The 20803-nt window shown below is 72.5% G+C and carries 15 protein-coding genes and 1 pseudogene; 8 read left to right on the forward strand and 8 right to left on the reverse strand.

Annotation, left to right across the window (positions count from 1 at the left end; translation table 11 throughout):
- Nucleotides 1-203 precede the first annotated feature (203 nt).
- Both ACZ7OH_RS45020 and ACZ7OH_RS45025 read right to left on the reverse strand, forming a co-directional pair.
- On the reverse strand, nucleotides 204-5672 hold the full coding sequence (locus ACZ7OH_RS45020; RefSeq protein ID WP_470286527.1) for an ATP-binding protein: 5469 nt from the start codon (nucleotides 5670-5672) through the stop codon (nucleotides 204-206).
- Nucleotides 5673-5969: 297 nt separating this feature from the next.
- A complete protein-coding gene (locus ACZ7OH_RS45025) occupies nucleotides 5970-6209 on the reverse strand; it encodes a hypothetical protein (protein ID WP_470286528.1) in 240 nt (79 codons plus the stop codon).
- Nucleotides 6210-6322: 113 nt separating this feature from the next.
- Here ACZ7OH_RS45025 and ACZ7OH_RS45030 point away from each other — a divergent pair, with 113 nt between their 5' ends.
- From ACZ7OH_RS45030 to ACZ7OH_RS45040, 3 genes are all read left to right on the forward strand, one after another.
- Nucleotides 6323-6640 (forward strand): hypothetical protein, encoded by a 318-nt coding sequence (locus ACZ7OH_RS45030; protein ID WP_470286529.1) that lies wholly within the window; start codon nucleotides 6323-6325, stop codon nucleotides 6638-6640.
- 86 nt (nucleotides 6641-6726) lie between these two features.
- A complete protein-coding gene (locus tag ACZ7OH_RS45035; RefSeq protein ID WP_470286530.1) occupies nucleotides 6727-8235 on the forward strand; it encodes a CehA/McbA family metallohydrolase in 1509 nt (502 codons plus the stop codon).
- Between the two features lie 194 nt (nucleotides 8236-8429).
- The gene (locus ACZ7OH_RS45040) at nucleotides 8430-9218 is read left to right on the forward strand and encodes a hypothetical protein (RefSeq protein WP_470286531.1); all 789 of its coding nucleotides are present in this window, start codon (nucleotides 8430-8432) and stop codon (nucleotides 9216-9218) included.
- Between the two features lie 4 nt (nucleotides 9219-9222).
- Here the strand turns inward: ACZ7OH_RS45040 and ACZ7OH_RS45045 are convergent, their stop codons facing one another.
- The 3 genes from ACZ7OH_RS45045 to ACZ7OH_RS45055 are packed head-to-tail and all read right to left on the reverse strand — an operon-like array spanning nucleotide 9223 to nucleotide 11934.
- Complete coding sequence (locus tag ACZ7OH_RS45045) at nucleotides 9223-10248, reverse strand: NAD(P)-dependent alcohol dehydrogenase (RefSeq protein WP_470286532.1); 1026 nt, start codon at nucleotides 10246-10248, stop codon at nucleotides 9223-9225.
- On the reverse strand, nucleotides 10245-10919 hold the full coding sequence (locus ACZ7OH_RS45050; protein WP_470286533.1) for an iron-sulfur cluster assembly protein: 675 nt from the start codon (nucleotides 10917-10919) through the stop codon (nucleotides 10245-10247). The genes ACZ7OH_RS45045 and ACZ7OH_RS45050 overlap by 4 nt, the downstream gene beginning before the upstream one ends.
- Before the next feature lies 1 nt (nucleotide 10920).
- A complete protein-coding gene (locus ACZ7OH_RS45055; protein WP_470286534.1) occupies nucleotides 10921-11934 on the reverse strand; it encodes an amidohydrolase family protein in 1014 nt (337 codons plus the stop codon).
- Between the two features lie 164 nt (nucleotides 11935-12098).
- On the opposite strand from ACZ7OH_RS45055, the gene ACZ7OH_RS45060 reads away from it, so the two are divergent.
- Nucleotides 12099-13547, forward strand: a complete 1449-nt coding sequence (locus tag ACZ7OH_RS45060) for an AAA-type ATPase lid domain-containing protein (RefSeq protein WP_470286535.1) — start codon at nucleotides 12099-12101, stop codon at nucleotides 13545-13547.
- Nucleotides 13548-13834: 287 nt separating this feature from the next.
- On the opposite strand, the gene ACZ7OH_RS45065 is transcribed toward ACZ7OH_RS45060, so the two are convergent.
- Nucleotides 13835-15055 (reverse strand): MFS transporter, encoded by a 1221-nt coding sequence (locus ACZ7OH_RS45065; protein ID WP_470286536.1) that lies wholly within the window; start codon nucleotides 15053-15055, stop codon nucleotides 13835-13837.
- Nucleotides 15056-15135: 80 nt separating this feature from the next.
- Here ACZ7OH_RS45065 and pdxR point away from each other — a divergent pair, with 80 nt between their 5' ends.
- Both pdxR and ACZ7OH_RS45075 read left to right on the forward strand, forming a co-directional pair.
- A complete protein-coding gene (pdxR, locus tag ACZ7OH_RS45070) occupies nucleotides 15136-16539 on the forward strand; it encodes a MocR-like pyridoxine biosynthesis transcription factor PdxR (protein ID WP_470286537.1) in 1404 nt (467 codons plus the stop codon).
- 236 nt (nucleotides 16540-16775) lie between these two features.
- Nucleotides 16776-17192, forward strand: coding sequence for a hypothetical protein (locus ACZ7OH_RS45075; RefSeq protein WP_470286538.1), 417 nt, complete (start codon nucleotides 16776-16778; stop codon nucleotides 17190-17192).
- Here ACZ7OH_RS45075 and ACZ7OH_RS45080 read toward each other — a convergent pair.
- Both ACZ7OH_RS45080 and ACZ7OH_RS45085 read right to left on the reverse strand, forming a co-directional pair.
- Complete coding sequence (locus ACZ7OH_RS45080) at nucleotides 17189-18601, reverse strand: MFS transporter (RefSeq protein ID WP_470286539.1); 1413 nt, start codon at nucleotides 18599-18601, stop codon at nucleotides 17189-17191. The genes ACZ7OH_RS45075 and ACZ7OH_RS45080 overlap by 4 nt on opposite strands.
- A gap of 63 nt (nucleotides 18602-18664) precedes the next feature.
- Nucleotides 18665-19135, reverse strand: coding sequence for an SRPBCC family protein (locus ACZ7OH_RS45085; protein WP_470286540.1), 471 nt, complete (start codon nucleotides 19133-19135; stop codon nucleotides 18665-18667).
- Between the two features lie 162 nt (nucleotides 19136-19297).
- Here ACZ7OH_RS45085 and ACZ7OH_RS45090 point away from each other — a divergent pair, with 162 nt between their 5' ends.
- On the forward strand, nucleotides 19298-19813 hold the full coding sequence (locus ACZ7OH_RS45090) for a bifunctional nuclease family protein (protein WP_470286541.1): 516 nt from the start codon (nucleotides 19298-19300) through the stop codon (nucleotides 19811-19813).
- Between the two features lie 35 nt (nucleotides 19814-19848).
- Nucleotides 19849-20793: pseudogene (locus ACZ7OH_RS45095) on the forward strand (sigma-70 family RNA polymerase sigma factor); the annotation flags it as partial.
- Nucleotides 20794-20803: the final 10 nt, after the last annotated feature.

The raw sequence follows: 20803 nt of genomic DNA on the forward strand, positions 1-20803 counted from the left end.
ACGGATGCCCGTGCTTGTGGCCCTGCGCGAGCGTGACGGCTCCTACACGGACCCGTTCAACGCCCCCTACTCGACGAAGACCGGCGACGGGGGATCCGAGGTGCTCTAGACCCGCGTGCTTCCCAACTGGCACACCCTGCGCATCCCGTACCCGGGCGAACTTCCCCGGGAACGGAGCTGGGGCCGGCCGCCTCCGTGACTCCCTACTTCTTCAGCCCGTGCTCGATCGCCTCGATGATCCGCGGCCGCAGCTCGGCGGCCGAGATGATCGCGTCCACCGAGCCGACCTCCACCGCTCGCTGGATGCTGTGGACCTTGTCGAACTCCGCCGCGATCTCGCTGACCTTCTCCGCGCGGACCGACGACTGGACCTCGGCCAGCTGGGTGCTCAACGCCGCGCGGGAAGGCGCGTCGGCCGCGGCGACGCGGGCCTGCAGCTCGGTCACCCGCGGGTCGTTCGCCGTGCGCTTGGCCACCTCGCCCGCGAACACCACCGCCGCCGCCGGGGCGCCGCCCAGCACCGAGGCGAACGAGCCCTCCAGGGCCAGCACCGTCATGTTCGGGTTGAGCGCCTTGGAGAACACCACGAACGCGCCGCCGTGGTAGCGCGAGATCACGGTGAACACGATCGGGCCCTCGAAGTTGACGATCGCCCGGCCGATCTCCGCGCCGTACTCCAGCTGCAGCTTGCGCAGCGACTCCGGCGAGCCGTCGAAGCCCGACAGGTTCGCCAGCACCACCAGCGGCCGGTTGCCCGACGCCGCGTTGATCGCCCGCGCCGTCTTCTTCGACGACCGCGGGAACAGCGTGCCCGCGGTGTAGGTGTCCGGGCCGTCGGTGGGCGGGAAACCGCGGCGGGGGACCGACCGCGACTCGATGCCGACCAGGCAGACCGGGCGCCCGCCGATGTGCACGTCCTGCACCGCGGACGTCTCCGCGTCGGCCATGCCCGCCCAGCGCTCCAGCACCGGGTGGTCCTGGTCGGACAGCGCGCGCATCACCGTGCGGATGTCGAACGGCTTCTTGCGGTCCGGGTTGTGCTCGGCCGAGAAGATCTCGCCGACCGTCGTGAAGTCGCTGCCGACGATCGCGTGCGGGAACGACGAGACGTCCCGGTCGACCGGGTCGTTCGTGCCCACCTTGCGCGGCCCGGCCTCACCCGGCACCACGTACGTGTGGTCGTAGTGCGCCATCAGCACTTCGCGCGCGGCCGGCAGGGTCGGCGCCCAGTACTGCGCCTGGCCGTTCGGGCCCATCACGCGGTCGTAGCCGCCGATGCCGAAGTTGTCCTCGGCCGACACACCACCCGAGAAGTCGAGCGCCTGCTTGCCGGTCAGCACCATCGCCGAGTCCGGCGTCATCACGAGGACGCCCTTGGTGTGCATGAGCATCGTGGCTTCGGCGTTCCAGTACGGCTGGGCGCCGACGTTGATGCCGTTGACCACGATGTTGATCTCGCCGCCGTCCTGGGTGAACGTGACGATCCGCTTGAGCGCCGCGGCGACCCAGTCCATGTTCTCGGTGCCCGAGGACATCGAGATCCGCGCGCCCGACGACAGCGCGAACCACTCCAGCGGCACCTGCATCCGCTCGGCCAGGTCGAGCGCCGCGATGACGCGCGAGCACTCCGGCTCCGACAGCGCGCCCAGCGACTTCGTCGGGTCGCCGAGCAGCACGACCCGCGTGACGCCCTCGGGGTGCCGCGTGGTCGGCGTCGTGACGACGCCGGCGACGATCGCCGCGCTGTTGTTGCCCTTCGGGCGGTCGACCGGGACGAGGGCACCCGCGGAGTCCAGGTCGTGCTCGGTGAAGGTGCCTTCGGCGCCGGCGAGCAGCTCGGTCAGCTCGTACGGGTAGACGTTGCCGCGCCGCGCCGCGCGCAGCACCTTCAGGCGGTAGTCGTCGAGCGGCTTGACCGGCTCGGTCGACGGCGGCCCGACGTGCAGCCGCGCGCCCTGGCTCGGGTCGAAGGTGATCCGGACGGCCAGCTCGGTCAGCTTGCCCGCGTCGGTGCGCCGGCGGGCCAGGAACTGGACCTCCTCCAGCCCGGCGCCCACCGAGGTCGGCAGGATGCGCTGGACGAGGGTGTTCAGCTCGTCGGTGGTCAGGTTCGTCTGCGGCCAGACGTACATCATGATCCGGTTGGTGTCGAACCGCTTGTTCTGCGGCCGCTGCGCCTGGATGTTGCGGATCGCGTCGAGGCACGCGGTGACGGCGTCCTCGAGCGCGGGCAGCGCGACCAGCCGGCCGTCGGCCTCGCGCAGCGGCGTCAGGTCGCGGACCTGGCCCATCGCGATCAGCCGCTCGTCGGCCGGGTTGCTCTTCGCCACGGCCTTGAAGAGGTAGATCTCCTCGTCCGCCGACGGCAGCCGGGTGAGGTCGAACTCGTGCAGCCGCTGCAGCTGCAGGCGCTGGGCGATCTGCGGGTGCAGACCGCGGATCAGCCGGTCTTCGGCGAACCCGTCGCCGTCGCGGCGGAACGTGAAGTGGTGGTGCATCACCGCGCCGCCGGTGCCGGCCACGGTGACCACGATCCGGCGCACGCTCGCCGGCACCCCGTGCTCGGCCAGCAGCGCGCCGAGCCGCTCGGCGGTCGCGTCGACGTCCGGCTGGTCCTCCCAGCGCAGGTACAGGTCGGCGACGACGCCGTCGGTGGCCACCTCGCCGAGCGCGCGCAGCGCGTCGGGCAGGGCGGTGAAGTCGACGGCCGTGGTGACCAGCGGCAGCGCGCCGTCCGGGGTGTTCAGCTCGGCGGTCAGCCAGCGGCAGCCGCCCGCGTCCCGCACGGCGACGCCGGACAGCCGGCGGTTGCCGTAGTAGCGGCGGGTCAGGACCTCCAGCAGCGGCGCGTGGTCGCGGCCCGGGCGGCCGATCCGCTGCCCGATCAGCCGGACCAGGGGCTGCGAGCCGGTGATCGTGGCCTGGATCCGCTCGGCGCGGTCCGGCGCGTCCGGGTGCTGGTCGAGGTAGCTGAGCTCGGTGCGGACGGCGGCGTAGACCTCGGCGCGGTTGCGGCGCAGCAGCGGCTGGGCGAACCAGCGGAAGACCACGCCGCGGGCCAGGTCGGACACCGCGGGGAAGCGGACCTGCGTGGCCTCGACGACGTGCTCCAGCGTCCGGCCGGCGCGGTCGCTCAGCGCCTCCGCCGGCGGCGGCCCGGTCAGCCACTGCCGCAGCAGCTCCGAGACGACGGCGACGTCGGCCGAAGTCCGTTGCTGCGCCAGGAAGATCCGGAAGACCGCGGCCTCCAGCGCCGGCGTGCGCTCCAGGTCGGTGACGCCGTAGTGGCCGAGGACCTTGGTCAGCTTGGCCTGGAAGCCTTCGGTGACGCCGGCGCGTTCGACGTCGAGGCTCTGCAGGTAGCTGTGGAAGAACTCGCGCGGGCTGTGCACCGCGCCGTCCGGGACGGTGTCCTCGCCGCCCGGGGTGTTGCGGCTCAGCTCGGACAGGTCGGCGAAGACGGTGAGCAGCTCCAGCTCGCCTTCGACCGGACGGCCGCCCAGCTCGGTCCGCGCCGCGACGTACGCGGCCAGGACGCGCTTGCGTTCGCCCGGGTCGACGTCGAAGCCGAGCAGCAGGCTGCGCAGGTCCTGCAGGCCGCGCTCGACGCGGGCTTCGGCGGAGACGCCCGCCGGCTCGGCCGGCAGGTCGATCTCGACGGTCTCGGTCTCCTCGGCGACCTCGTCCTCGGCGCCGTCGGCCAGGGGCTCCAGCCGCATGAGCGGCGCGCCGGTCTCGACCTGGCTGCCGACCGACACCGGGCACTCGCGGACGCGGGCGCGGAACGGCGCGCGCAGCACCGTCTCCATCTTCATGCTCTCCAGCACGAGGATCGGCGCGTTCGCCTCGACCTCGTCGCCGACGGACAGCGGCGTCGCGACGACCAGCGCGGGCGCGGGGGAGCGGACGACGCCGCCTTCGTCGCGGCTGACGCGGTGGGTGACGCCGTCGACCTCGACGAGGTGGATCGGGCCATGGGTGGCCGCGACCAGGCGGAAGCTCTGGCCGTTGACCCGGATCCGGCCGCTGTGGGCGTCGAAGCGGTCGATCTCGACGTCGGCGTGGTGCACCTCCGACGTCCCGGCCGAAACGCCGACGCGGAAGCGCTTCTGGCCGATGCGCGCGACGCCGACGCGGTAGCCGACGCCGCGGAGCTTGAGGTCGAGCGGACGGCCGGTCTCGTGCTGGACCTGCGGGCGCCCGCCGTGCGCGGTGGCCAGCAGGCGCTGGACGGAGACCTCTTCCTCGTCCTCGTAGGCCTCGATGGCGGCCGCGGCGAGCGCGACGGCGGAGTGCCGGTGGGTGACCAGGCGGCCTTCGGCGCGGACGCGATCGATCCAGCCGGTGTCGGCGCTGGCGTCGATGACCTCGAGCTGTGCGAGCAGCTCGAGCACGAAGCTCTTGTTGGTCGCGCCGCCCTCGATGATGACGGTGGTCTCGGCCATCGCGCGGCGCAGGCGGCCGAGCGCCTCGTCGCGGTCGCGGCCGTAGGCGATGATCTTGGCGATCATCGAGTCGAAGTCGGCCGGGATGGTGTCGCCTTCGCTGACGCCGGTGTCGACGCGGATGCCCGGCCCGGCGGGCAGCGCCAGCCGCGCGATGCGGCCGGGGGAGGGCGCGAAGTCGCGGTCGGGGTCTTCGGCGTTCAAGCGCGCTTCGACGGCGTGGCCGAGCTCGGCGGGCTGCTCGCCGGCGAGCTTGCCGCCGCCGGCGACGTGCAACTGCAGCCGGACCAGGTCGGTGCCGGTGGTGATCTCGGTGATCGGGTGCTCGACCTGCAGCCGGGTGTTGACCTCGAGGAAGGCGAACAGCTTCTCGCCGGGGTGGTAGAGGAACTCGACGGTGCACGCGCCGCGGTACCCGACGGCGACCGCGAGCCGCTCGGCCGACGCCTTCAGCTCGGCGGTCTGCTCGGGCGAGAGGACGGGGGAAGCCGACTCCTCGATGATCTTCTGGTTGCGCCGCTGCACCGAGCAGTCGCGCACGCCGAGCGCCCACGCCGTCTCGCCGTCGGAGATCACCTGGACCTCGACGTGGCGAGCGCCGGTGACCAGGCGCTCGAGGAACACGACGCCGGAACCGAAGGCGCGCAGGGCTTCCTGGCTGGTGCGCTCGTAGGCGTCGGCGAGGTCCTCGCCGGAGGCGACCATGCGGATGCCGCGCCCGCCGCCGCCCGCGGTGGCCTTGAGCATCAGCGGGTAGCCGATCTGCTCACCGGCCTTCAGCGCGTCCTCGAGGGTCGCGACCTCGCCGCGGCTCCACGGCGCGACGGGCACGCCGACCTCTTCGGCGATCAGCTTCGCGCCGATCTTGTCGCCGAGCTTGCGCATCGCGTCGGCGCTCGGCCCGACGAAGGTGACGCCGACCTTCTCGCACAGCTCCGCGAAGGCGGGGTCTTCGGCGACGAAGCCCCAGCCGACCCACGCGGCGTCGGCCTTCGTCTCGACGAGGGCCTGCTCGAGCTTGGCCAGGTCGAGGTAGGGGCGGGCCGAAGCGGGCCCCAGGTCGTAGGCCAGATCGGCCTCACGGACGAAGGTGGCGGTGCGGTCGGCGTCGGTGTAGAGGGCGACCGTCTCGATCTTCGTGCCGGTTTCCGCCGACAGATCCCGGACGGCGTGGATGAGCCGCATCGCGGCCTCTCCGCGGTTGACGATGGCGACACGATTGAACACCGGCTGAGCCTCCCAAGTACCCACGCACAGAAGGCGACGCACCTGTCCTGGGGCGTCGCCTGCACCTGTCTACACCCTGCTGGATTACCGCCGGGTAGACCAATGTCCGCCATGGCGCATGCCGAGGCGGCTGCGTTGTGGACACCCCACAAAAAGCGACCCGCGCCACACCGCGGGGGCCGCTTTTCTCGCGAGGACTGCCACAAAGCACGCTGCGCAGCTTACGGCGGCGACGGGTGGGGAAACATCCGGTGACGCGGAAGTACGGGCCCCTGTTCGCGGGCCCGGCGGCAGGGGTCAGGAAGCCAGCAGGACGTCCGGGCCGAGGACCTGGCCCAGCTCCCGCCGTTCGGCTTCCGACAGCGGGACCGCCGCGACGCTGCACCGGCCGTCCGGGCCCGGCGCGGTGGTGATGGCCAGCACCGGCTGCCCGTCGATCTCCCGCAGGGTCACCCGGCCGCCGCAGGAGAGGTCCACGCTGACGCCGGGCCGGTCGCGATGCCGGCCCAGCCACCGGCCGACGAAGTCGAAGGTCATCGCGGTCTCCCCTCGGTCGTGCACTCCCCGTGAAGCACAGGTGTCGGTGGTTAATGCCCCGGATACCTCCCGGTTACACCCGAACGGGGGGAGAAATCGGCCATGATGGCCAGATGAAACTGGGGCAACTGGCCACGACCGCGCGGGAGCTGTTCACCGCCAAGCTGGTCTACGGCGATCCGGTCGAGCGGGACGGGGTCGTCGTGATCCCCGCCGCCGCGGTGTTCGGCGGCGGCGGTGGGGGCGCGGACGACAGCGACGCGCTGCCCGTGCGCGAAGGTGCCGGGTTCGGGGTGTTCGCCCGGCCCGCCGGAGCCTTCGTCGTCCGCGGGGACGCCGTGACCTGGGTGCCGGCCGTCGACCGCACGCGGCTCGGGCTGGCCGCCGCGGTCACCGTCGTCGCGCTCGCCAAGATCCTCTCGCGGCGCTGACCCGACGCCGGAAGTTCACCACTGGTTCGCGCCGCCGTTCGCGTCGCTCACCTAGCGTCGGGGCGTCTTTCGATGCGGAGGTACGCATGAGCTCTGGGAACTTCAGCCGACGCGCGCTGCTGGCGGGCGGGGTGGCGACGGCGGCGGCGGGGCTGCTCCCGGGCGTCGCGTTCGCCGACCAACCGGGCGGCACCGGCAGCCAGACCCGGACCGTCACCGGCACGCTGAAGCCGGACGTCCCGGACTGGTACTACCTGCCCGTCGACGTCCCGCGCGGGGTGCGGCAGATCGACGTCGTCTACTCCTACGACAAGCCGCCGGTGCCCGCCGGAACGCGCGGGAACGCCTGCGACATCGGGATGTTCGGCCCGGAAGGCCACGAACTGGGCAACGCCCGCGGCTTCCGCGGCTGGTCCGGCGGCTTCCGCGACCGGTTCTCGATCAGCGCGTCCGAAGCCACGCCGGGCTACCTCGCCGGGCCGATCGAGCCGGGCCGCTGGCACGTCATCCTCGGCCCGTACACGGTCGCGCCGCAGGGGCTGAACTACAAAGTGGACATCACGCTCACCTTCGGGCCGGACGCGGCGCCGTTCGTGCCGAAGCCGGCTCCGGAGTCCGCGCCCGCCCGGGAGCGCGGCCGCGCCTGGTACCGCGGCGACAGCCACCTGCACACCGTCTACTCCGACGGCCGCCGCACGCCGGACCAGCTGGTCGCCGACGCGCGCGCCGCGGGCCTGGACTTCATCGTCTCCACCGACCACAACACGTCCAGCTCGCAGCTCGTCTGGGGCAACTACGCCACCGACGACCTGCTGATCCTCAACGGCGAAGAGGTGACGACGCGGTCCGGGCACTGGCCCGCGATCGGCCTGCCCGCCGGGACCTGGATCGACTGGCGCTACCGCGCGGCCGACCCGCGGGACTTCCGCCGCTTCACCGACCAGGTGCACCGCGCGGGCGGCCTGGTCACGGCCGCGCACCCGTTCGCCAACTGCTTCGGCTGCACCTACGAGTTCGCGTACGAGATCGCCGACCTGGTCGAGGTCTGGAACGGGCCGTGGACCCAGGACGACGAGGCGAGCGTCATCCACTGGGACGGCCTCCTGCGCGGCGGCCGGTTCATCCCGGCGATCGGCGACTCCGACGCGCACAACCCCGACCAGCGCGTGGCGCTGCCGCACACTGTCGTCTTCGCCGACCGGTTGCGCCGCAAGGAACTCCTCGAGGGGCTGAAGGCGGGCCGGTCGTGGCTGGCGGAGTCGTCGGCGGTCCAGCTGGACTTCACGGCGTCCGGCGGCGGCCGCACCGCGGGCATCGGCGAGCGGCTGCCGCTGGGCACCGGGACGCCGGTGACGGTGCGCGCGGTCGTCGGCGGCGTGCCGGGCACGACGGTGACGTTCCTCGACCAGCTCGGCCCGGAGCACACCGAGACGATCGGCGACGGCGGTGCGGCGACGGTCACGTGGACGACCTACCCGCGCTACTCGCGGTGGGTGCGCGTCGAGGTGCGCCGCCCGTCCGGGGGCCCGAACACGACCCAGCCGAACGCGATGGTCGCGATGTCCAATCCGATCTTCCTCGGCGCCGAGGACTGAGGCTTGTTCTGGTCAGCCCGCCGCGCCCGGGCGCAGACCGCCGGCCGGGCGCGGGAGCCTTGCGGTGGGCGACGGCTGAACAAGCCTCACTGAACAAGCCTCACTGAACCTCCGCCCGGTGCGCCGCGTCCTGCCTTTGGCAGACTGGTGCGAACGGGTGAGAGCGGGGCAGGGTGCGCGGGTGTGGGCTGAAGGTGGCGATCTTCCTGGGAGCGGTCGTCGTGCTGACCGCGGGGATCGTCGTGGTGGCGGTGCTGACGCGCAGCCCGGTGCGGACGCCGGGCTGCACCGTGGCGCTGCCCGGCCAGGAGTCCTACACGTTCACGCCCGAGCAGATGGACAGCGCCGCGACGATCGCCGGCGTCGGGACGAAGCTCGGCCTCCCGCCGCACGCGGCCACGGTCGCGCTGGCCACGGCGTTGCAGGAGTCGAAGCTGCGCAACCTCGAGGGCGGTGACCGCGATTCGGTCGGGCTGTTCCAGCAGCGGCCCAGCCAGGGCTGGGGCACGGTCGCGCAGCTGCGCGACCCCGTCTACGCGGCGACGGCGTTCTACCAGAAGCTCGAGAAGCTGCCGGGCTGGGAGACCATGCCGATCACCGAGGCGGCCCAGGAGATCCAGCGCTCGGGCGTCCCGGACGCGTACGCGCAGTGGGAACCGCAGGCGCGCGCGATGGCGGCGGCGTTCGCCGGCCAGTTCCCGGGGGCGTTGACGTGCCGGAACCTGACGCTGGCGGCCCCCGGCAACTTGGCGGCGGCCGCCACGGCGGAGCTGGGCACGGCCCGGTTGAGCGGCGCGCACCCGGCCGCGCAGGGGTGGGCGTACGCGTCCTGGCTGGTCGGCCGGGCGGAGGCGCTCGGGGTGGACAAGGTGAGCTTCGCGGGACAGACGTGGACGGCGGAGTCCGGGGCCTGGGGCCAGGACTCCGCCGCCGGTCAGGACCTCGCGCTGCACCAGGCCCCGGCGGCCCCGCCCAGCCAGTGACCGCTCACGGCACCAGGATCGCGCGGCCGCGGATGCGCCCGGCGTCGAGGTCGTCGAGCGCCGACTGGAACTCCTCCAGCCGGTAGCGCGCCGTGTGCAGCTTCACCCGGCCCCGCGCCGCCAGCACCATCAGCTCGCCCAGGTCGTTGTACGAACCCACCAGGTTGCCGATCAGGTTGATCTCGGTCGAGATGATGTCGATCGTCGGGACGTCGATGTTCTCTCCGTAGCCGACGACGTGGTAGTCCCCGGCCCGGCGCAGCACCGCGATCCCGTCGCGGGTCGCCCCGCCTTCCCCGACGAAGTCGATCACCGCCTCGGCGCCGTGGCCGCCGGTCAGGTCGAGCACCTCCGTGACGTGCGAGCCGCCCGCCACCACGCCGTGGTCGGCGCCGATCGACACCGCCAGCTTCACCGCGTCCGGGTTGCGGTCGACGACGATCAGCTCCGCCGCCGAGATCGCCTTGAGCACCTGGATCCCGATGTGCCCGAGCCCGCCCGCGCCGATCACGACGCACTTGTCGCCCGGACGCAGCCGCCGCGCCGCCTTCGCCGCCGCGTGGTACGCCGTCAGCCCGGCGTCGGCCAGCGCCGCGACGTCCGCCGGCTCCAGGGAGTCGTCGAGCTTGACGACGCTGCGCGCCGACGTCTTGAGGTACTCCGCGTACCCGCCCGCGGTGTCGATGCCGGGGAACCGCGACTGCTCGCAGTGGACGTCGTCGCCGAAGCGGCACGCCCGGCACAGCCCGCACGTGATCAGCGGGTGCACGATCACCTTGTCGCCCTCGGCGACGTTGGTGACCGCGCTGCCGACCGCGTGCACCCAGCCCGCGTTCTCGTGCCCGATCGTGTAGGGCAGCGTGACGCCCGACTTCTCCTTCCACTGTCCTTCGAGGATGTGGAGGTCGGTGCGGCAGACGCCGGCGCCACCGATCCGCACGATGATGTCGTAGGGGCCGGTGACCTCCGGCTCGGGGACTTCGGTCATCTTCAACGGCGAGCCGTACCCGACGACCTGGACCGCTTTCATGCTGAAACCTCCACAGTGGACTCGGGGTAACGGGTGCGGAGCAAGCCGCGGCAGAAGTGCGAGTTGCCCTCGATGGAGATCCGAACCGACCGGGCGAACCGCAGCCGCAGTGGGATTTCCTCGCGGGGGAACGGGGTTCCGTCGTGGTCGACGAGCACGGGTGCCGCCGGGTCGTCCGGCAGCCCGAGAGCCGCGCGGCGCCGGCGCAACGCCTGGGAGGACGCGGCGTCCGGCAGGTCCGCGAGGGTGACGCCGTGCAGGTCGACGTGCTCGTCGGCTCGCAGCAGCACGGTGAGCGCGCGTTCCATCGCCGCCTGGTGGGCCTTGCGGCGGAACGTCGAACGCAGCTCCTCCAGGTCCTGATCGGCTTCGTGGCCGAACGTGCCCCGGTAGCCGGCGTCGGCGGCGAGACCCGTGTTGATGATGTCCGAGTCGTGGTGGTCGTCCAGCTCCACCACGACCTCGGTTGTCCACGGCAGCGCGGTCAGCACGTCTTTGGCGTCCGACGCCATGAGATAGGCGAAGTTCGGCGCGCAGAACGACGTCGGCAGTCGCAAGTGGACGGTCACCCGGCCGCCGTCCACGGTGAGCGACTTGACGAAGCCGAGGTCGGTGATGGGCTCGTCCAGCTCCGGGTCGAGAACCGCGTCCAGCGCGGTGTAGGCGTCCATGTCAGGCAACCGAGACCGCCTGCGGCTCGATCGGAGCCAGCCGGAGTTCCGCCGGCACCGGGATGTCGTACATCGCCGCCGCGTTGAGGCCGAGGATCTTCTTCTTCTGGTCGACCGTAAGGGGCGCGTACTCCGGCATGTCCTCGGGGATCTGGAAGTCGACGAACCGCTCGATCAGCCAGCGGGGCGTCCAGAGCGCGTAGTCGCTGGAGAACTGGATGCGGTCCTCGTCCAGCCAGTACAGCAGCTCGCCGATGATCTGCGCGAAGTACCGCGGCCGCGTGTGGATGAACGGGATGGCGACCGCGAGTCCCGCGTGGACGTTCGGCTCCTGCGTCGCGATCCAGCAGAAGTCCTCCAGCCGCGGCAGGCCGCAGTGCTCGACGACGAAGTTGAGGTCGGTGAAGTCGGTCGCCGCGTGGTCGACGTCGGCGACGTCGAAGGCGTCGCGGTCGAGGGGCCGGATCGTCGGTCCTTTGTGGACGTGGATGTTCTTGATCCCGAGTTCCTGGCAGGCCTCGAAGTACTTGTACGTCCACTTGTCGTTGAGCTTGTAGCCGCGCGAATCGCCCTGCCACTCGGCGGTGTAGAGCTTGACGCCCTTGAGCTTGAACCGTTCGGCGTCGCGCCGCAGCCGGTCGATCCCGGCCTGCTCGAACCGCGGGTCGAAGAAGTGGTTGTAGGTCAGCTTGCCTTCGTGCTTCTGCGTCAGTGCGAAGGCTTCCTCGGTCTGCCCGAAGCCGTTGTTGTAGAACGCGCCGAGGTACGCGGGCTGGAAGATCGCGTGGTCGACGTACCCGTTCTCGAACAGGTCGCGCACCAGCCGCTCGCCGCCCTGGTAGAGGTAGTCCTCGTACGGCCACACCTCGGACTCCGGGCTGAGGTTGCGGTGGTAGTCGTAGAAGCAGTCGATGAACTGCTTGCCGTGGATGTTGCGCTGGTTCTCCGGGCGCGCGTCCCAGAGCGCCACGTGCGCGTCCACGATGAAGTACGTCTCGCCGTCCTTGCTGTACATGCGGTCCTCCACTGTCGGCACGGTGCAGGCGACGCTAGGGACGTCGGGGCTGGTCAGGGACCCGTCCGGTGTCTCGATATGAGACAGCTCGGGGCCGCCGTCACCCGGGCGGCGGACGTAGGCTGGACGGAGTCCGACGCAGCGGCGCGTTCCGGGAGGCCCGAGTGGAGAACCCGCAGGTGTACGTCACGCGGTCGTTCGACGCGGCCCGGCTGCGGGCGTCCTGGCAGCGCAGCGAGCGCTACGGCGTCCCCGAAGACGAGGTTCTGCCGGTGTTCTCCGGCGCGGTCGACACCGGGTCGCTGCTGTACGAGTGCGGCACCGAGGTGCTGCGCGGCCTGCAGGCGACGCTGGCCAACGAGCCGATCAGCCTGATGATCACCGACAGCGAAGGCCTGGTGCTGAGCCGGCTGTGCACGGACGCGTCGATCAACCGCTCGCTCGACAAGGTGCACCTGGCGCCCGGGTTCTACTTCGCCGAGAGCAACGCGGGCACCAACGGGCTCGGCCTGGCGCTCGCCGACCGGGCGCCGTCGCTGGTCCGGGCGAGCGAGCACTACTGCACCGACCTGCGCGGCTACACCTGCGCGGCGGTGCCGGTGCTCGACCCGCTCACCGGGTCGCTGGCCGGCAGCGTCAACCTGACGACCTGGTCGGAGCAGTCGTCGGAGCTGCTGCTGGCGCTCGCGCAGGCCGCCGCCGGGAACACCGCGGCGCTGATGCTGGCCCGCGCGTCCGGGCGGATCGCCCGCCCGACCCCGCGCGGCGAGGTCTTCCGCGTCTACGCCGACCGCGTCGACCCCGGCGACCGGCCGCGGCTGTCAGCCGCCTGGACCACCGCGGTCGCCGAAGCGCAGACGGCGTTCGGCGCCGGTCGCGTCGTCGCGGTCGTCGGCGAGCCGGGGGTGGGGAAGACGGCGCTGGCGTCGCTGGCGCGACGGGAGCTGCGCCCGCGTGAGCGAGTCCTGAACGCGCGCCCGCCCGCTCCCGACGACGTCGACACGTGGCTGACGCTGTGGACGCCCGAGCTGGCCAAGGACGGCACGTGCGTGATCGTGTCCGGCGTCGAGGCCCTGCCGGCGTGGGCGGCGGAGGAGCTGGCGCGGCGGTTCGCCGAAGTCCGCGGCGCCGGGCCGTCGCCGTTCGTGCTCACGGCCGAGGACGCGGGCTCGCTGCCCTCGCCGCTGCGGCCGCTGGTCGACCTGGTGGTCGAGGTGCCGGCGCTGCGGTTCCGGCCGGACGACGTCCTCCCGCTGGCCCACCACTTCGCCCGCCGCGACCGCGGGCGGGACGTCACGTTCACTTCGGCGGCTTCGCGGGCTTTGACGGCTTACGACTGGCCGGAGAACGCGAAGCAGCTTCGGCGGGTTGTGCGCGAAGCGGCTTCGCGGTCGGACGTGGTCGATACGGCGCACCTGCCGGCCGAGGTGTTCAGCGGGGTGGGACACCGGTTGAGCCGGCTGCAGGCGATGGAGCGCGACGAGATCGTGCGGTGCCTGTCCGAGCCCGGGGCGACGGTCGTGCAGGCGGCCGCGAAGCTCGGCATGGGCCGGGCCACGCTGTATCGCAAGATGGCGCAGTACGGACTCAACGCGCGACAGCTGAAGTCCTAGGCGGCTCCGGGCAGGTGAGCGGCGGCCGGTGGTGCGCGGCGGACTAGGTCTCCAGCCGGAGTCGTGGGCGGCGCCGGTCAGGGCTGCGGCTGGTCTGGGCCGGCGGCGGTTGCAGCCATGGGTGGCGGGAGGGTCGGTGCCGGGTCGTCGGGGGCTGGAGCCATGGGTGGCGGGCGGGTCAGTGCTGCCGTCGGCCTGGGTCGCCGACGGCTGGAGCCATGAGTGGCGGGCGGGTCAGTGCCGCAGTCGGCCTGGGCCGGCGGCGGCTGCAGCCATGGTGGCGCGGGTCAGCGGACGGCAGCCGTGGCGGGAGCCGGGGTCCGGGTTGCCTGGGCCCAGCGGACCGCCGGCCCCATCGCGGCGCCCGCGGCCAGGAACAGCGCGCCCAGCAGCAGCCACCCCGGCAGGCCCCACCCGACCACCACCGTGCTCAGCAGCACCGGCCCGACCGCGCGCGCCACCGACACTCCCGTGCCGAAGAACCCCTGGTACTGCCCCTGCCGGTCCGCCGGTGCCAGCGCGAAGCCGATCTCCCACGTGCCCGCCGACTGCAGCATCTCGCCGAACACCTGCACCAGCGCGCCCACGACCAGCACCGCGAACGCCGTCCACGGCGACGTCCCGGCCGCCGCCAGCGCGAACGCCACGCAGGACGCCAGCAGCAGCACGCCGGACCGGCGGACCATCCGCGCCGCCGCGCCGATGCTCGCCAGCCGGCCCGCCACGCGGACCTGCAGCAGCACCACCACGACCGTGTTGAGCACGAACAGCGCGGACACCGTCCAGCCCGGCGCGGCGGTCCGCTCGACGATCCACAGCGGGATCGCGACGCTCAGCAGCGGCATCCGCAGCAGCAGGACCGCGTTCAGCAGCGTGACCAGCGCGTACGGCCGGTCGCGCAGCACGGCCAGCTTCGGCTCGCCGGTGCGCGGGACCGACGCCGCCACGGGCGGGAGCGCGAGCATGAGCCCCGCCGTCACGACGAAGGCCGCGGCGTCGAGCGCGAAGACCGTGAGGTACGCCGACGCCGTGTCGGCCGACAGCGCGAGCCCGCCCAGCCCGGCGCCGACGGCGAGCCCGGCGTTGCCCGCCGACTGCAGCTGGGCCCGGATGCGCGTCCGGCGTTCCGGGTCGGCCAGCGCGGCGAGCAGCGCCTGCCGGACGGCGGCCAAACCGGTCTGGCAGCTGCCGTAAAGGCACGCGGCGAGCGCGAACAGCAGGGGTGTGCGGACGAACGGGAACACGAGGATCGACGCGCTCGTCGCCAGCGCCAGCAGGATCGCGCAGCCGCGGGCGCCGTGGCGGTCGGCGAGGTGGCCGAGCGGCACGCCCGCGACCGAGCCCACCGCCCAGCCGAGGGTGAGGCCGAGCCCGACCTGCGCCGGCGTCAGCCCCGCGACCCGCGTGAAGAACAGGACCGAGCAGGTCAGGAAGGCGCCGTCGCCGAGCGAGCCGGCCAGCTGGGCGGCGGCGAGCAACCGGGCGGGGCGGTCCTGGGTGAGCGTCATGGACCTACCGTAGATCGGGACTTGGCCCGATCCCAGATCCAATTCCCTTAAATCGGATTGGGCCAATGTAGGCTCGCCGGATGGACTTCCACGTCAGCCTGGCCGGGCGCGGCGACCTGTCCGTCCGGATCTACCGGCAGCTGCGCGACGCCGTGCTGGACGGCCGGCTGCGGGCGGGGGAGCGGCTGCCGCCGACGCGGGAGCTGGCGCGGCGGCTGGCCGTCTCGCGCAACACCGTCGCGGTCGCCTACGACCGGCTGACCGCCGACGGCTTCCTCACCGGCCGCGTCGGCGCCGGGACGTACGTCAGCGGTTCGCTGCCCGCGCCGAAGCCGCGTAGAGCACCTTCGCCGCGGGGCCCGCAGCCGAAGGCGATCTGGCGCTCGCTGCCGTCGCCGGCCGCCCCGGTGGCGCGGACGCCGGAGTTCGACTTCCGCGTCGGCGTTCCCGACGCCGCGTTGTTCCCCCTCGAGACGTGGCGGCGGCTGCTCGGGCGCGAACTGCGGACCGGCTCCGCGCACTACGTCGACCCGAGCGGTCACGCGGGGCTGCGCGCCGCGATCGCCCTGCACGTCGGCGTCTCGCGTTCGGTGCGCGCCGACGCGGACGACGTGCTCGTCACCCAAGGCGCGCAGCAGGCCCTCGACCTGCTGTGCCGGGTGCTGCTGTCGCCGGGCGACCGCGTCGCCGTCGAAGAACCCGGCTACCGGCAGGCGCGGTTGTTGTTCGCCTCGCACGGCGCCGAAGTCGTCGGGGTGCCGGTGGACGGCGAAGGCCTCGACGTCGAGGCGCTGCCGTCGCGGACGAAGCTGGTGTACGTCACGCCGTCGCACCAGTTCCCGCTCGGCACGCCGATGTCGCTGGCCCGCCGCACGGCGCTGCTGGCGTGGGCCGCGCGGGCGGACGCGGTCGTCGTCGAGGACGACTACGACAGCGAGTTCCGGTTCTCCGACCGGCCCCTGGAGCCGTTGCAGAGCCTGGACCGCGGCGAGCGGGTGGCGTACGTCGGGTCGTTTTCGAAGACGCTGCTTCCCATGCTGCGCCTCGGTTTTCTGGTGGCTCCCGCGTCGTTGCACGAGGCCTTGCGCACCGCGCGCCAGCTGTCGGACTGGCACGGCGACGTGCCGGCCCAGGCGGCGCTGGCCCGGTTCGTCGACGAGGGGCTGTTCGCCCGCCACATCCGCCGCGCGACGAAGGTGTACGCGGAGCGCCACGAGCGCCTGGTGTCCACTGTGGACCACCGGTTCGCGGGCCGGCTGCGGGTGGTGCCGTCGGCGGCGGGGTTGCACGTGTGCGCGCTGGCCGACACCGACCTGGAGCCGATCGCCGTGCGGGCGTCGGGGACGGGGGTGGCGGTGCAGACGTTGTCCGACCTGTGCGGCGGGTCGCCGTCGCCGGGCCTGGTCCTGGGCTACGGCTCGATCCCGGTGGAGAGGATCGACGCCGGCCTCGCGGCGCTGGACGCGGCCTGGGGCCTGACGTAAAGCTACTCAAGTCGGGTTCGCTAACCGATTCGACGTGAAGGACCGGAGCGCCGTAACAGGATGCGGCGCAGACGCGACTTCGTGCGGCGAAGGAGCGATGATGAGAGCAAATGGCGTTCGTGTGAGAATCGCGTGTACTGCGCTGGTCGTGAGCTTGGAGACGATGAGCTGCGGCGTCAACTCGACAACATCGCTCCGGGATATGCGGCGCCCCACCCTACCTCCGCGTTTCACTCGTGAGCCCCACCGATCGAGGTGCGAAGCTTTTCACGGACTTCAACGCACATTTCCGCTTGGCCTACCGCAGAGCAGCGTTGAATGGCGCACTGGACGTCTATGGTGCTTCGTACGACCTTTCGACGTGCCAGGATGTTCCCCAGTTGCCGGACTTCTGCGTGTTCAACCTTCTGGCAGAGCCCGGTAGCAGGTCGGCGCGGCCGGCCCCCTACGACTCGACGTTGACCGACGCCTCCGGTGGCTATCTGCAGAATCCGTACGCGTGGATCAGTGTCGACAGCCCGGTCTACATCCGGACGACCGGAGACGTCATCATGCGCGACGCATACCAGTCTTCCGATTTCGCTCTGCTTTACCTGAATTACCGGCCGAACGAGGTGCCGACCGTGGACGACATGGTCGTCGTGCGGGACTAAACCTGCTGCTTCGCGCCTTCGGCGGCCGCGGCCTGGGGCTCGACGTAGTGGTCGACCCGGCGGCGCGCGGCGATGAGCAGCCCGCCCGCCGATGTCGCCACCGCCGTGGCCAGGACCAGCAGCCAGCCGTGGCGGAAGTCCGGCAAGTCCGGTGTTCCCGCGAAGATCGCCACCAGCACCGCCGTCCCCAGGACCGTGCCGATCTGGCGCGTCGTGTTGACCATCGACGAGCCGGCGCCCCAGCGGGGCGGGGGCAGGACCGTGCCGACCACGCCCGACAGGCTCGGCAGGATCAGTCCGACCCCGATGCCGGTCAGGAGCTGGCCGGGCAGCATCGAGGCGGCGTAGTCGGGCGTCGATCCCATGCGCAGCAACCAGATCAGCGCGCCCGCGCCGAACGAGACGCCGCCGAGGGCTACCACCGGGCCCGGGCCGAAGCGGTGCACGAACCGGCCGCCGAGGATCGACACCGGCACCACCATCAGCGGTCCCGGGGCCAGCGACAGCCCGGCGACCAGGATCGAGTCGTGCCAGACCGACGTCAGGAACAGGACGTTGCCGAACAGCATCGCGGCGAACCCGGCCGCGAACACGCCGGTCGTCACGCACGCCAGCCACAGCGTCGGGACGCGCAGGGCCGGCAGGTCCAGCACCGGCACGGCGTGCCGCGCCGAGCGCAGCGGCACCCAGGCCAGCGCGACGACGGCGATCGCGAAGGCGAGCAGGACGGGCCCCGCGGTCCAGCCGTGGTCGGGCGCTTCGACCAGCGCGTAGGCGAGCGCGCCGACGCCGGCGAGCAGGCCCGCCGCGCCGAGCAGGTCCGGGACGCCGGTGGTCGTGTCGCGCGACTCGCGCAGCACGCGCGGGCCGGCGAGCAGCGTCAGCGCGCAGATCGGCAGGTTCACCAGGAACACCCAGCGCCACGACGCCTCGACGAGCAGGCCCCCGACGGGCGGCCCGAGCGCGGCGGCCGCGGCGCCGACGGACGCCCACACCCCGACCGCCATCGGCCGCCGGTGGGCGGGGAACGCGGTCAGCAGCAGGGCCAGCGACGTCGGCATGACGAGCGCGGCGCCGACGGCCTGCACGGCCCGGAAGACGATGAGGAAGGGAATGGACGGCGCGGCGGCGCAGGCGGCCGAGGCGAGCGTGAAGACGGCGACGCCGAGCAGGAACAGGCGCTTCCGGCCGTACCGGTCGGCCAGCCGCCCGGCGGGCGCGAGGCAGGCGGCGAACAGGACGGTGTAGCCGTTGAGGACCCAGGAGAGCGTGGCGAGGCCGTCACCGGGGAAGGCGGCCCGGATGCCGGGGAACGCGATCGTGACGATGAACGTGTCGAGGCTGGCGAGGAACGCCGCCGTCGAGACGACCAGCAGCACGAGTCCGGGCTTCGGCGCGGTGGCGGTCATGGTTCTCCTAGGTTTGAAAAAGCAACCTACCCGGACCAGGTCGGTCTCAACAAGAGACTGACGTCACGCGGCCGCGGCCCGCTCCTCCGCTCTCGCCTTGATCGCCGCCAGGGTGTGTTCGATCGACCGCACGTTGTACCCCGGCCGGTCCGCCCGCCCCGTCACCCGCGGCCCCATGAACTTCCGGACCACCCAGCTGCCGATCCGGTACCAGTTCTCCGTCACCCGGCAGCCCGCCGCCGTCGGGGTCAGCACGTACTCCCACCTCGACACCCGCGAGCCGATCGGCGTCCGCACGTCGAACGCGAACCGGCGGTTCTCCTCGAACGCCACTACGCGAACCCGCGTCCACCACTGCAGGTCGCCGTTGCGGTTGCGGCCGCGGAAACGCGCGCCGAGACCCGGCTCGTCCAGCCAGCGACCGCCGATGTTCTCCGGGCTCAGCTCGCCCATCCGGGGCAGGTCGGTCACCCACGACCACACCGTGCCCGCGTCGGCCGGGACGTCGATGGCGCGCGAAATCGTCGGTTCCACGCCTCGACGGTGACAGCGCCGCCGCGCACCCGGCAAGGGGTTCCCGTGGAGTCCGCAGCGGAGGAGAGTCGGGGGTGAAAAAAGTCCCGCGCGGAACCGGGTTGCCGACCGCGGGTTCTGGGTATCCCGCGCGCGGAGGAGTGTCCCTACACGGAGGGTGCGGTGGTCAGCGTGATCCCGATCGAGGTGGTGGGAATGGCCGTCCCGGTGCCCGGGGAGGCGCCGCTGATGCTGCTGCGGGAGCCGGACGGGGCCCGCCGCTGGCTGGCGATCATGATCGGGTACGGCGAGGCCGAGGCCCTCGTGCGGGCGCGCGAGCAGATCGAGCAACCGCGCCCGGGGACCATCGAGCTGCTCGGCGACGTGCTCGCGGCGTTCGGCCAGGGGGTCGCCGCCGTGGAGCTGACCGAGGTGCGGGACGGCATCTTCTACGCCGATCTCGTGCTCGTCGACGGCACCCGCGTGTCGGCCCGTCCCAGCGACGCCGTCGCGCTCGGCCTTCGCCAGGGCGCCCCGATCAGCGTCGCCGAAGAGGTGCTCGACGTCGCGTCCGTGCAGCTGGAAGTCGAGCAGGAGGCCGAAGGGCCGGCCGCCGATCTGCTGGACACCGAAGCCGAGGTCGCCCGCTTCCGCGCCGAACTCGACGGGCTGCGGCCCGAGGACTTCGGCGACCTGTAGTAGAGAATCGTCTCCCGTACCGAACCGACGGGAGAGCGATGCCGGACTTCGCGACGAGCACCGAACCGCACCGGCGCGAGCTCCTGGTGCACTGCTACCGCATGCTGGGCTCGGTGCACGAGGCCGAAGACCTGGTGCAGGAGACGCTGGTTCGCGCCTGGAAGGCGTGGGACGGCTACGACCCGGCCCGCGCGTCGGTGCGCACCTGGCTCTACCGGATCGCGACCAACGCATGCCTGACGGCCCTCGAAGGCCGGGCCCGGCGGCCGCTGCCGTCGGGCCTCGGCCGCCCGAGCGACGACCCGGCCGCGCCGCTGACGCCGTCGTTCGAGATCCCGTGGCTGCACCCGTTCCCGGACGCGCGCCTCGACGACCCCGGCCTGCGCCTGGCCCGGCGCGGCACGCTGCGGCTGGCGCTGCTCGCGGCGATGCAGACGCTGCCGGCCAAGCAGCGCGCGGTCCTGATCCTGCGCGACGTCCTGGAGTTCAGCGCGGCGGAGGTGGCCGGTTTCCTGGAGACGACGGCGGCCGCGGTCAACAGCGCCCTGCAGCGCGCCCGCGCGGGCCTCGGCGGCCTGACGGCCGACGCGGTCCCGGAGCCGGACGACTCGGCGGTGGAGGCGGTCCTGGACCGCTACGTCCGCGCGTTCGAGTCCGCCGACGTCGCGGGCCTGGTCGAGCTGCTGACCGGGGACGTCGTGATGGAGATGCCGCCGGTGCCGCTGTGGTACCTCGGCCCGGACGGCTACGGCCGGTTCCTGGAGCGGCTGTTCGCGATGCGCGGCCGCGACTGGCGGATGACGCGCGCGGCCGCGAACGGGCAGCCCGCGCTCGTGGCCTACTGCCGCGACGACGCCGGGGTGTACCGGCTGCACACCCTGCAGGTGTTCACGGTGTCCGGCGGGCGGGTGGCGCACAACGTGGTGTTCGCCGACCCCGCCGTGCTGGCGCTGTTCGACCTCCCGGCCGTGCTGCCCTGAGTCCACTGTA

This window comes from Amycolatopsis sp. NPDC114478, from assembly GCF_055633805.1.